This window comes from Desulfitibacter sp. BRH_c19 (genome assembly GCA_001515945.1).
In the GTDB taxonomy this organism is placed as follows: Bacteria; Bacillota; DSM-16504; order Desulfitibacterales; family Desulfitibacteraceae; genus Desulfitibacter.
Map to the genome: position 1 here is coordinate 55,305 of LOER01000040.1, position 13,610 is coordinate 68,914.

General features: G+C 37.1%; 9 protein-coding genes and 1 pseudogene. 1 reads left to right on the forward strand and 9 read right to left on the reverse strand.

Annotation, left to right across the window (positions count from 1 at the left end; genetic code table 11):
• Positions 1 to 3: 3 nt before the first annotated feature.
• The 9 genes from APF76_08615 to APF76_08655 all read right to left on the reverse strand — a co-directional run bounded on the left by APF76_08615 (position 4) and on the right by APF76_08655 (position 13,185).
• A complete protein-coding gene (locus tag APF76_08615; GenBank protein KUO49423.1) occupies positions 4 to 954 on the reverse strand; it encodes an ornithine carbamoyltransferase in 951 nt (316 codons plus the stop codon).
• Between the two features lie 50 nt (positions 955 to 1,004).
• Positions 1,005 to 2,198 carry an acetylornithine aminotransferase gene (locus APF76_08620; protein ID KUO49424.1) on the reverse strand — a complete coding sequence of 398 codons (1,194 nt, stop codon included), beginning with the start codon at positions 2,196 to 2,198 and terminating at the stop codon, positions 1,005 to 1,007.
• Positions 2,199 to 2,354: 156 nt separating this feature from the next.
• Complete coding sequence (locus APF76_08625) at positions 2,355 to 3,245, reverse strand: acetylglutamate kinase (protein KUO49425.1); 891 nt, start codon at positions 3,243 to 3,245, stop codon at positions 2,355 to 2,357.
• A 19-nt stretch (positions 3,246 to 3,264) separates the two neighbouring features.
• Positions 3,265 to 4,494: a hypothetical protein gene (locus APF76_08630; GenBank protein KUO49426.1), complete on the reverse strand. Its 1,230-nt coding sequence runs from the start codon at positions 4,492 to 4,494 to the stop codon at positions 3,265 to 3,267.
• Positions 4,495 to 4,765: 271 nt separating this feature from the next.
• The gene (argC, locus tag APF76_08635; protein KUO49427.1) at positions 4,766 to 5,803 is read right to left on the reverse strand and encodes an N-acetyl-gamma-glutamyl-phosphate reductase; all 1,038 of its coding nucleotides are present in this window, start codon (positions 5,801 to 5,803) and stop codon (positions 4,766 to 4,768) included.
• A gap of 234 nt (positions 5,804 to 6,037) precedes the next feature.
• Positions 6,038 to 6,859 (reverse strand): hypothetical protein, encoded by an 822-nt coding sequence (locus APF76_08640; GenBank protein KUO49428.1) that lies wholly within the window; start codon positions 6,857 to 6,859, stop codon positions 6,038 to 6,040.
• Positions 6,860 to 7,759: 900 nt separating this feature from the next.
• Positions 7,760 to 9,808, reverse strand: a complete 2,049-nt coding sequence (locus tag APF76_08645) for a hypothetical protein (protein ID KUO49429.1) — start codon at positions 9,806 to 9,808, stop codon at positions 7,760 to 7,762.
• Between the two features lie 474 nt (positions 9,809 to 10,282).
• Entirely contained in the window at positions 10,283 to 11,614 is a 1,332-nt protein-coding gene (locus APF76_08650; GenBank protein ID KUO49430.1) for a hypothetical protein, read from the reverse strand.
• Positions 11,615 to 12,132: 518 nt separating this feature from the next.
• On the reverse strand, positions 12,133 to 13,185 hold the full coding sequence (locus APF76_08655; protein ID KUO49431.1) for a hypothetical protein: 1,053 nt from the start codon (positions 13,183 to 13,185) through the stop codon (positions 12,133 to 12,135).
• Positions 13,186 to 13,325: 140 nt separating this feature from the next.
• On the opposite strand from APF76_08655, the pseudogene APF76_08660 reads away from it, so the two are divergent.
• A pseudogene (locus APF76_08660) lies at positions 13,326 to 13,610 on the forward strand.

The window sequence follows — 13,610 nt, forward strand, 5'->3', positions numbered from 1 at the left end:
TTTCTATAGTAGCGCTGCTAATAAACCTTTTTGAGCATGCATCCTGTTTTCAGCTTGGTCAAACACTACTGAGTTAGGACCATCTAAAACCTCGGAGGTAATCTCTTCACCCCTGTGGGCTGGCAGACAATGCATTACAAGAACATCTTTCTTAGCTTTTTGTAGGACTTCAGAATTCATTTGATAACCCTGGAACAACTTCAATCTTTCTTGTGTTTCCTTTTCCTGTCCCATACTAGTCCATACATCTGTATAGACGATATCGGACCCCTCAATTACATTTTGTAGATCAGTCTCAATATAAATTTTCGAACCGCTTTCTATCGCAATAGATTTTGCCTGATCCACTACAGATTGTACTGGTTCATATCCCGGTGGAGTCACTACTGCAATATCCATCCCAACCATAGCACATCCTGTTAGTAGAGAATTAGCTACGTTATTTCCATCACCAATATAGGTCATTTTCAATCCTTTAAGGATACCCTTTTTTTCTTTAATCGTAAATAAATCTGCAAGTATTTGGCATGGATGCAAATAATCAGTCAATCCATTGATAACTGGGATACTAGCATTTTCTGCAAGCTCAACAACACTCTCATGGGAAAATGTTCTAATCATGATACCATCTAGATAACGAGAGAGGGTCTTTGCAGTATCACCAATTGTCTCTCCTCTTCCAAGCTGCAGTTCATTGGCGCTTAAAAAGAGAGCATATCCGCCTAGCTGTACTGTACCAACCTCAAAAGAAACCCTTGTTCTAGTTGAAGGTTTATGAAAAATCATACCCAAGGTCTTACCCTTTAGCACATCATAAGGCTCTCCTTTTTTTGACTTCTCCTTGATATCTGCTGCTAAATCCATAATGTAAAATAGTTCTTCTTTAGAAAACTGAGTTAAACACAAACAATCCCTACCCTGTAACCCTTTCGCTAATTGCTCCTTAAATTCCATTTTAAACCTCCTTTTTATTTATGGGGACATTCAATGTACCCAATTTATATTTATTCTATTTCTGACATAACGACTTTAAATATTTCTAAGCCCTTATCAACGGTTTCCTTATCTACATTAAGGGCAGGAAGGAATCTTACTACATTGCCTCCTGCGGCACTTAATAGTAACCCTTTTTCCATTGCTTTTTTTACTATAGGAAGGCTTTCACCTTTTACTTCCAAGCCTATTAATAATCCAATTCCTCTAATTTCTTCAATAGAAGGAAATTCATTTTTTAATTCACTTAGTCTTTGTCTAAAGTATTCACCCATTTTTTCTACTTGTTCACAAAGGTTATCTCTTAAGAGTATTTCTAATACCTTTTTCCCTGCTGAACATGCCAAGAAGTTTCCTCCAAAGGTTGATCCGTGGTCTCCAGGTTGAAATGACCCGGCCACTTCTTCAACAGCCAACATAGCTCCAATGGCTGTGCCATTACCCAAGGCCTTTGCTAAGGTCATTATATGTGGCTTTATACCATAATGCTGGTAAGCAAAAAGTCTCCCCGTTCTACCCACTCCACATTGTACTTCATCTACTATGAAAAGAAGGTCCTTTTTCTTACATAATGCCTCAACCTGCTGCAAATAGTCTTTTTGGGCTACATGCACTCCACCCTCACCCTGCACAGGCTCCAGCATTATAGCACATGTTTTTTCTGTTACTGCTTCCTTAAGGGCTTCAATATTATTAAATGGAACATACTTAAATCCTTCCAATAATGGAGCAAAACCTTTCTGTACTTTTTCCTGTCCGGTTGCAGTTAAAGTTGCCATTGTTCTTCCATGAAAGGAACTTTTCATTGTTATTATCTCATATCTTTCAGAACAATACTTCAAGTTAGAGTATTTTCTAGCAAGCTTAATAGCACCTTCATTTGCTTCAGCACCACTATTGCCAAAAAATACTTTGGCAAAACTGCTATTCTCCACAAGTGTTTTTGCTAGCTCTACCTGTGGTTTTATCCAATAAAGATTTGAAGTATGCACTAACTCCCCAGACTGTTTATACATTGCTTGAGTAACCTCTGGGTGACAGTGTCCTAAAGAAGCAACAGCCAATCCACCAACAAAGTCTATATATTCCTTACCATCAGCATCCCAAACCTTATTGCCTTCACCCTTTTCAAGGGCAATGGGAAATCTTCCATAGGTATTCATTACATATTTTGTTCCCATCTCATATATGTCTCGGTTATTCATTAAAATCCACCTCAAATTTATCCAAAATATTCTATAGGGTTATGACCCCCACTTCTATAAGTGTGTCTAAATCAGGTGGAGTAGAGTCTCCATCTGATTCTCCGATGTTCAGCTTTGGCTGAACGAGTTCACTAGTCCGTTAACTTACCTAGTTTCCTACAGTTCAACCATGGTTCCAACTCCTTGATTTGTGAAAACTTCCAGAAGCGGCGAATGAGGAATTCTCCCATCAATAATATGTGTCTTTCGTACGCCCCCTTCAAGAGCCCGCACACAGGATTGAATTTTAGGAATCATTCCCTCGGAAATCACTCCTTTCTCTATTAAATCACGAATTTCTCTTACCTTTAATACTGAAATTAAAGAATTCTCATCATTTCTGTCTTTTAAGATACCCTTTACATCGGTTAAAAGGATCATCTTATCTGCACCTAAGGCCCTAGCCATATCTCCCGCTACATAATCTGCATTTATATTATAGCTCCGACCTTTATCATCAACTCCTATGGGAGCAACAACAGGAATATAGCTCTGTTGAATGACGGTCTTTAATATCTCAGGATTAATCTTTTTTACTTCTCCTACAAAACCTAAATCATGGATAACAGTTTCTCCATTATGGTCTTTTGAAGTAGCCTTATGAGGAATAGCTTCAATTAACTGCCCATCCTTGCCGCTAAAACCTAAGGCTTTTCCTCCACTTCTACTTATGGAACTAACAACTGATTTATTAACCTTACCTACTAGCACCATTTCTACAACTTCCATAGTTTCCTCATCCGTAATCCTTAGCCCATTCACAAAAGAGGATTTTTTTCCCAACTTATCTAACATATTATTTATCTCAGGGCCCCCGCCGTGGACAATAACAGGATTCATTCCCACATACTTCATTAATACGCAATCCTTTGCTACAGCTTGCTTCAATTCTTCATTAACCATGGCATGCCCACCGAATTTTATCACTATTGTTTTTCCAAAAAACTCTTTAATATATGGTAAAGCTTCTGCCAGTACGTTGGCTCTCTCTAATGGTGTTAAATTCATATTATTTCAATTCATCCTTTCATGAACGATAGTCAGCATTTATTTTTACATAATCATAGGAAAAGTCACATGTCCAAGCAGTAGCTTCAGATGATCCCAATTTCATATCAACCACAAGACCAATATCTTTTTCTTCAAGAATAGCCTTTGCTCTAGCTTCACTAAAAGAAAGTCCCATTCCGTTTTCCATCATCTGTTCCTTACCAGCTTTAGATTCTATATACATATCAACTACACCAGGGTCAAAATTTGCTCCTGAATTTCCTACTGCCATAATTACCCTGCCCCAGTTTGCGTCTTCCCCAAAAATTGCAGTTTTTACAAGGGCGGAGGTCGTAACACATCTTGCAGCCTTTCTGGCATCTTCTACTGATTTGGCATTAATAACCTTAACATTTATAAATTTGGTTGCCCCTTCTCCATCTCTTACTATTAACTCAGATAGTCTATAGCAAAGTGCAGATAGTGCATTTTTAAATGCATCGTAATCTGAATTTTTTTCAGTTATTTGCTCATTACCTGCACAAGCATTTGCTAATACAAGCACCATATCATTAGTGCTGGTATCTCCATCTACAGAAATCATATTATATGTTTCATCTACTACTTCTCCTAAAGCTTCTTTAAGTAACTGGGGAGTTATGGATACATCAGTAGCAACAAATGAAAGCATAGTTGCCATGTTAGGATGTATCATACCTGATCCTTTTGCCATACCACCCATTTTTACAGTTTTCCCACCTATTTCTACCTCAACCGCTGCCTCCTTTGGAAAGGTATCGGTAGTCATAATTGCCTCTGCAGCATCACTTGAGCTGTTACTATTAAATAACGACTTGCTCGCTTTCTTTATTCCTTCTAAGATGATATCCATGGGCAATTGAACGCCAATGACACCAGTAGAGGAGATTAATACTTCCTTCACATCTAACTTTAATTGGCCTGCTGCTATTTTTGCCATTTCTCTGGCATTTTCCATGCCCTTTACACCAGTACATGCATTTGCATTGGCACTATTTATTACAATGGCATTACAGTAACCATTGGAAGCTTCTATATGTTCTTTACTAACTAATACTGGAGCTGCTTTAACCTTATTCTCTGTAAATACACCAGCAGCTGCAGTTTCAGCCTCAGAATAAATAATAGCTAAATCTTTTTTGGCTTTTTTAAGACCGGAATGAATTCCAGTTGACTTAAACCCTTGAACATTCGCTATCCCACCATCAATAAACTTAAATTCTGACAAAATTATTCCTCCTTTTAATGAACGGGGACACACCTCTTTTAGAGATATGCTTTGTTGTTGAGGAATGTCCCCAACTTGGTGAATGGGGACATTCCTCTAGTTTCAGGAGTCAGAAGTCCGAATTCAGAAGTCAGAAGTAAGATTTTCAAATCTTACTTCTTGCTAACTTCTTGCCTCGTGTATCTTGCCCCTTGCCTCTTGAATATGAATGTCTCCAATTAACCTCTTAGAACCAGCCAGCAGAACCGTCCCCCTGGTTGGTGTCCCCACCTTACGGGTATACAGTTAGTATATCTAATGCTGTAGTTTCTTCTAGACCAAGAGCAATATTCATATTTTGTACTGCCTGACCTGATGCACCTTTAATAAGGTTATCTATTACTGAAGCAACCACAATCCTATTGTTTCGCTTATCTACTTTAAAATTAAGAAGGCATTTATTACTGCCTGCTACCCATTTTGTATGAGGCCATGTTCCTTCTGGTAATATTCCCACAAAAGGTTTATCTTTGTAGAAATCATCATAGATTTGTCTTATATCATCCTCGCTAATATCCTTTGTCAAAGTTGCATAGCATGTGCTTAGTATTCCCCGATTTATTGGAACTAATTGGGGAGTAAAGGTTATAGTCACCTGATTCCCTGCTACAAAGGAAAGCTCCTGTTCTATCTCTGGCGTATGGCGATGTTCTCCTACACCATATGGATTAATATTATCACTAGCGCTATTAAAGTGGGTTATGGCGTTTGCTTTTCTTCCTGCCCCAGATATTCCCGACTTAGAATCAATTATTAATCCTTTGTATTCAATGATTTTATTTGAGAACAATGGAGCTAACCCCAATATAGCACTTGTTGGATAACAACCTGGATTTGCAATGATTTTGGCACCTTTGATTTGTTCACTATATATTTCTGGAAGGCCGTAAACGGCTTCTTTTAATAGATGGGGAGCTTTATGTTCTGTTTTATACCAGTTAGTATAATTTTCTAATTCTTTTAATCTAAAGTCAGCTCCCAAATCTATAATTAGCTTGTTATTATCATAACCCCTTCTAGCAATCTCTGAAGAATATCCATGAGGAAGAGCTAAAAATAAAATATCGCACCTATCAAGGGCTTTATCACAATGAAACTCTTCAAGTTCCATATTAAAATTCAAGCCTAAACTTGGATAAATTTCATTTAGTTTTTTTCCAACATAAGATTCTGAAGTAAGTAACTCCAGTTTCACTTGGGGATGCATCTGTAAAATACGTACTAATTCTAATCCTGTATAACCACTAGCACCCACAATACCTACTTTCATATTACAAAGCCTCCTAATTTCCATTTTAGCTATGCTTATAATTATACAAATTAACGCATAATAATTCAATAGCTTTTTTTACTATTATACTATATTTTATTATAAACAATAAAACAGACACAGAAAACCATGCAATTCCGTTTGCTATGGTCTTCTGTGCCTAGAATATACATTCAGGTATCAACGGTTTACAAACTTTTTCTGGCTTCTGACTCCTGCCTCACGTTTTTATTCTTAGTAACTTACACTTAACTCCTTTGATCTTTGTGCTGCCATTTTTACTGCTAAGCCAATCATTTTTGTGAAACCTCCACTTTCCAGTTCTTGTAGTCCAGCAAGAGTAGTGCCACCTTTTGAACTTGTTAACTGCACAAGCTTATTGCTATCTATGCCTGATTCTTTTACAAGCTTTGCTGCCCCAAAGACAGTCTGTACTGCAAGCTGAAAGGAAACTTCTTTTGCTAACCCATTTTGTTCCCCAGCCTCCGCCATTGCAGCTATCATTAAATATACATAGGCTGGACCACTACCACTTAGACCGGTTATTGTATCTATCATATCCTCTTTAACATGAACTACAATACCTAAAGAACTAAATAATGCATCAACTATAAATCTTTGACTATCCTTGGTATTGCAGCCCATTGTAACAGCAGTAGCTCCTGCCTTAACTTGACACGGTAAATTAGTCATAGTCCTTACAAGGCAATAATCTTTTCCTAGGTAATTTTCAAACCATTCATGGGACAAACCCGCTGCAGTAGATATAATCAACTGCTCATGGGTTAGAATACCTTTCATCTCATTTAAAGCACCTTCCATGTCTTGTGGTTTTACACCCAGAACAACAATTTTTGCATTTTCTAACACCTGGTGTTTATTACTGCTAACATTAACACCCCATCGTGTTTTCAAACCTTCTAACTTGTTTTTATCACTCTTATTAGTTACATAAATATTATTTGCATCAGCAAATCCGCTGCTTAGTAATCCCTTTATCATTGCTTCAGCCATATTTCCTGCACCTATAAAGGCTACCTTCCCGAACATATTCATATTAAGCTCCTCCTTTTTTGGGTCATGTTTTTGTGTCGTGCAGTTTTTGTAAAATAAAAAAGCTCTTCATCCATAAAAGGACGAAAAGCTTAAGTTTCCGTGTTACCACCTTAATTGATACTGCAATAATACAGTACCCACTCAATCAGGTACGCCTGCGTACAGGTTATACCCTCCCCTCTAATAACGGTGGGGCTCCGTAACTGGTTTATCACCAGCGGTTCCAGGGTGGGTTTCGGAAAATTTTACTTGACGATACCTCACAGCCAAGGGCATCATTCTCTGACAAGCTCTCTTCCCTACTATTCCCTTTCACAACCTTTATTTCAATTTATAATTTTAACATTAATGATATTTTAACAGGTTACCTTAAAAGTGTCAAGTTATTGTACACTTTTTGTGCAAAAAACTGATATTTTTATTTATAACCGTATTAAGCATCCGTAATACCCACTTCAACAGAATAAGTAACCAATAACGAATGAAGTTTTGGATATACTAACAAACATAGGTTGATAATTTTTATGCAGATTAGGAGGATTTTTCCATGCAAGATATGATATGCGATTGTGTATGTGTTTATAGAAAAGATGGTATGTGCGAATTAGGTATTCCGGTATTAACAGGAGAGAGGCAAAAGCGTGGATTTTGCCCCGCACTTTCAAGAAGTGGAAGCCATAAGAGTCAAGGTAATAATAGTTTAATTTAGAATAATAAAGATAATTGATTAGTAAAACAAAACTTGGCGGGCGCCAGTAGCTCTAAGATTTCGTATTTTACAATAAATACTATCTACCGATGAAGATTATATTTCTGTTAGTATAAGTATAGACGGTTCTTAGCTTGCCTCAAGTTAAGAACCGTCCCTGAATAGCATTGCTTAATGTTGTGTTAACTTAATTACCATGACTCTTTTGGAATGAGCCCGATAACCAAAGGTGTATCTGATCCACCTGGAGGTGTATAGACTAATGACACTTCTTTTCCTTCTGGCACAACCCCAATTATTGCAGAGAAAAAAGAAGTACCTAACACTCCCATGACAGGAAACAAGTAAACATTGTCATCAAATGCTTTTATAGAACCCTTAAATCTTGTCCCGCGAGCATTGATCAATGCTCCAGTAGTGACTTCACTTTGAAACCTAATATTATACATTACTCCGTAGTTACCTCTGTTAATAACATGTTCCCCAGTTAACGCATCTGTGCCTTGAAGAAAATATTCTTCATTTATACCTCTGCCAATGAGAATTTTTTCAGGCTGAGTTCCACTTGGCATAACATCAATTAAAATGTTACTATTTTCGTAAGTCCCTCTTGGATGTTGCCCGTCTGGCTGTAAAATTTCTAAGGGTGTTGAATTTGAATACTTAGTATCAACCATAGCTACTGTGATTTGTATAGGCCCACTTGCTTCAATATCCAACATGCCAGACATTAGCTCCTCCGGCCTAATAAATTTATCAGCTTGCAGGCCATTTAATACAATCCTTTGTCCTGGAGCAATACTTAATTTAGTTACTTCATCAGATGATAGATAATTACTACTAACTTTTTGCCCCAGGTGCATTTCATCATTAATGGGCCCTCCCAAACCAGACTTACTAACTATTAATTCTACAGGTTTGTCACCTTTATTTTCTGCCCAAACCTTTAGTAGGCTATTTTGTCCAGTTAAATTTTTATGATAGTAATAAACTCTAGCCGCCCCTTGAATCTTGTCTTGATAAGTTATTCCAGGATATAGCACTCGCTCGGGACTATTACTAAGAAGTAAAACAGGTCCACCGTGCTTTACTATCCAATCCGCATCAGGAAGTAGATTATAGTTGTCATAATCAGTATTGAGTATTATATCTCCTGGGTGGGGATCTAGAAACCTAAAGTTGAATTCAGATTGCACTTTTTCCTTAGTAACATCTATTTCAATACTAGCTTCTTCACTCCAGTTATTAAAAGAATCTCGAACCTTTAAAATGACTTCATAAGTACGTTCACCGAAAAGGGCTTTTGGCTTTCCAATCACTTCGTGCAATTGACCTGTACTGCTGTACCAACGATAAACCCATCGCTCTTCTTCTATTAAGTCCCATTCCTCGTCATGACTATCATACTCAAATTCAATCAATTCTCCTTGAGCAACCACAGTTTTGTTGGCCTCAAAAATATTTATAATCGGAGATTGATTAGGATGTACTTGTAATTCTCGCTCATACCAATCACTCCAAATACCTAGTTGGTCTTTAACCTTTAAACGTATAGTGTATTTTCCAGGGCGCTTAGTTAAGATATTTCCTACTATGCTATCTACTACTATTGTTTGTCCATTTTCTGATTCCACTTCCCATAACCAGGCTGTAATCGCATGCCCATCAGGGTGAACAGAATTGTCTCTGATCTCAAGTGGTTGACCCGCATAAACTTCTTTATTCGATAAACTGAAATCTGCAATGGGAGGAGTAACCTCTATCTCATTGTCCTTGTCTTGACTAATAAATATCTTTTTAGTTGTGGTTTCATACCTGACATTAAGTCCCATATTCTCTGATAAAAATCGTAGTGGTACAAGAGTACGATCGTTATGAAGAGTAGGTGCTTGCTGCAGATTAAATCCTTCACCATTTACTGATGCAACATTTCTATTAAGCCACAAATTAATTTTTTGATCCTCACGGCTAATACTTATTTCCTTTTTTGCACTATCCCAGTCAACTATTGCTCCCAGGACATCCTGAGCTACAAAGCGTACGGGTAAAAGGGTTGTTCCATCTAAGATAAATGGAAATATTTCTAGCTGGTGACTCTCTCCGTCTATTATTACAATATTGCTGCCTAAAGTTAATTCAACCTCTTGTGGTAAAGATTTATCTGCTTTAGCTAGAACGGTACTAGTGGAAATAGTAAAGATAAGTACTAAAATTGTAGTTAAATAAAAAAAAATTTTCACTCAGTCACCTCTTCATAATGTATGTACTATTATTGTAGACTTTAAAGTAACTACAAAAGTTCCCCTTAATACTCCATTTAATTTATCCGATTACTATCACCGCTAGCCTTGCATGGGTTCAGCTATCCCAACAAGTTGGCAAGTTTCGCTCTATAACCTTCAGATGTAGTAGAAATTCCACCTGAAGTCAAAAATCCTGTTTATAACAGATATTAAATATACCTTTACAAAAAAGGTATACTTTGTATGCCATTAAATTAATAGAACAGAGAACACTATATTGTACGTTCCAAAGCATGAAAAACAAGGGGTCCCTTTGTATAATACTCTACCCCTCTTGCTTCTTAGGAAGCAAAATGGAAGCAAGAGAACCGTCCATACGCTTCCTTATAAATTTCATCGTACATGCATGAAAAGCTGAAACTTTTTAATAAGTCTCAGCTTTTCTTGAGTATACTATCATCCGCTGTCATTCTAAAACCAATAGAGGTCCTTCCCGTCATCTATATCATATATAACTCCTTCAATATATGCGTCCTCAAATTCATCTTCAATGTCCCTATATATATTCTGCATGAATGGGTATATGTCATCATCTTCATCTAAATCGTCCCACTCGTCATCATAATCATATAGATCAATGTTTACAATGAATAAAATGTCATCTTCATCTCCTTCAAGCTCTATATACACCTGCGTGTCGCCAAGCTGATCATAATATTCATCATCCAACTGATCCTCTAGGTCTTCCAGAGAACCTAGATAGGCATCATACTCTATTTCTACATTTCCTTGGGAATCAATTTCAAAATAGACCAAATTCTCATTTTCATCTATGTCAATGATAAACCCGATAATATCCGCATTTTCAAATTCATCTAAAATATCATCACAAATGTCCTGGAGATAATCTTCTATATCGCTGTTGCTCAACCTATTCCATTCTGTGTAAAAATCGTACAGGTCAACCTCTATTTCTACCTCTATATCATCTTCATCTCCGAAAAGATAAACCTCAAAGTCAATATCCTCATATTCATCATAATCGTCATTCAATTGATCTTCCAGGTCATCAATATCCGCCTCATAATCTGTTTCCACATTTCCACGAGAATCTATCTCAAAAGAGATTAGCTCCTCATCCTCATCTGTGTCAATGATACTCCCGGTAATATCCGCGTCTTCAAATTCATCCAAAATATCATCACAAATGTCCTGAAGGTAATCTTCTATATCACTATTGCTCAACTTATTCCATTCTGTGTAAAAGTCGTCCAGGTCAACCTCTATTTCTACCTCTATATCATCTTCATCTCCGGAAAGAGAAATCTCAAATTCAATGTCCTCATACTCATCATAATCATCATTAAGTTGGTCCTCCAGATCATCAAGATCCGGCTCCTTCTTACTAATATATTCTTCCAACTCGGCAATTCTTACCTCAAGCATAGCTATGGTATTGTCTTTAGCATTCAATTGCGCCTGCATATTTTCTAAGGCAGGAACCGGCTTATCAGACACTACCACCGTCTTAGTAGCATCATCCCATGTTATATTCTTATTAAATACTTCCCCCATCTTCCGCAATGGGATATATGTAGTCCCATCCGCTAAAAACGGTTCTGCATGGGCAGTGAGATCACTGCTATTATAGATTATCTTCGTCAGTCCGAATATCGCGTTCAATGTCTTCTGATTTGCATTAGCAGCCTGGGATGCCAATGTGGTTGAAGTAAAAACAAACAAAATCGCAAAAAGTAGTGCCACCCTTTTCCATCTTTTCTTAATAATTTTATCTTTCTTCATTACTCAGTCCCCCATTTTAACTAAATTTATTTGGTATAAAGTTCCTCCTATATAATTATAATAACATAAAATTTATACCTTGTACTATAAACTCTTGGCCCAAGAAGCTGTTTCTTATTTTTCTTCAGGCCGTACATTTTGAAGCAAGAAAACCGGCAGACTGCCTCAAATATGTTTCTGCCAGTAAGAAATATAAAACAGGGCACAAATTAATCTGTACCCTGTTTTTTTACCTTTTTAAGAATACTATACCAGGAAGCAAGAGAACCGTCAGACTGTGTGAAAAGTATCTACTACCGATTCCCATAATACCACAAAAATGATATAATGTCCCCATGATCCCATGCATTAGTTTTAATTTCTTAACACAAAACAGGAATTGTTATATCTTCTACAGTAGCATTCCCTTTATTTAAATTATGGTTTTTATGTACCATTTAGCTTATTTCCAATTTATCAAATAGTTATTTAGGTAATTGTCAATACTAAACCAACCGTATGCTTCACCTAGCCCTTCATCAAAAGTTAGTGGATTGAGAAAGATAATAAGCATATTCCATCGGTCTACTATAGATTAGTTGCACATGCTTAAAGTTCTTAATGTGTTTGTAAATGCTTTTTTGGGGTTTCCCGTTAATTTCTATAATCCACAACTTCATTTCTTTGTCTAATACAAAATCCACACTTAATTCTCCCATCATACCATTATGAGCCTCCAATACTTGTGCAGCATTTACACTTATCTCCTTAATGGATTGGAGAACAATTTCTTTCATTTTTTTCAAAGGAAATAGTCTAGCAATAATTTCCTCAGCATCATAAATTGACTCATATGCACTAGTGTTAAAGTAAAGCTCATTAGCCACTCTACAGACCATGGTGGAAACCGCCCATTCCCCGCTTATGTTTTTTTGAACAAGAACCCGAATATCATAATAGTGATGATCTATCTGACTAGACTCAACCCCTTTCTGCACTATAAAACTTTTTCCGCAAAGGATTTCATCTAATTTTTGCTGAATATCCTCATTTTTTCTGCAAATAAATCTTGGGGCTAAGCTGTGTAAAGATATGTGAACGTCTCCATTTTCCTTTAGCTCTACCCTATACACGCTCTTTCCCTTATATCCATATGAAGGCTTAATGAATACCAGTTTATATTTTTTCAATAGTTCTGATACATTCACATCATTTAATAAAAATGTATCTGGTATATAGCCTTTGAGGATCGACATATCTAATAGATTATATACTTTCCATTTATTAAACCAATTTATATTGTTAAAACACTTGCTACTGCCAATTATATTCGTTAGGCGCCGAATAGTTTTTGTTTTTTCTTTATTGTAGCACTGGTTATAAACGGCATGAGGAAAAGGAAATTTATTTTTTTTCCATTTACCCCTAATCAGGTAAAGCCCAACAATTTGTTGCTCTTTCCAAAGAATATCTGCCGAAGTAAAGGCGTAAAGCCTTAAGGTCAGATTATGATAACGTTGATAAAGCTTCAAAATTCTTTTTTTATTTTTCCTGTTAGATACCAAAATACCTGTTAATGGGTAATCATCCATCCTTATAACGTCCCCTCTTTTTTATCTCTTTATTATCCTATGCTAGCCTGAAGATATTGGGATAGTATTCACCTCTATTAATCACATCTTTTTCCATTTGAGAATATAATAAATAAATCTCAGGAAAGGATTGATAAAACATGGGATGTATTTGTCCTCCAGGACCTCCAGGACCAGAAGGACCTCAAGGTGAACAGGGTGAGACTGGTCCAGAAGGACCTCAAGGTCCACAGGGACCACAAGGACCGCAGGGTGAACAAGGTGAGACTGGACCAGAAGGTCCTCAAGGTCCAGATGGACCACAAGGACCTCAGGGTGAACAAGGTGAGACTGGGCCAGAAGGTCCTCAAGGTCCACAGGGACCACAAGGACCGCAGGGTGAACAAGGCGAGACTGGGCCAGAAGGTCCTCAAGGTCCAGAGGGA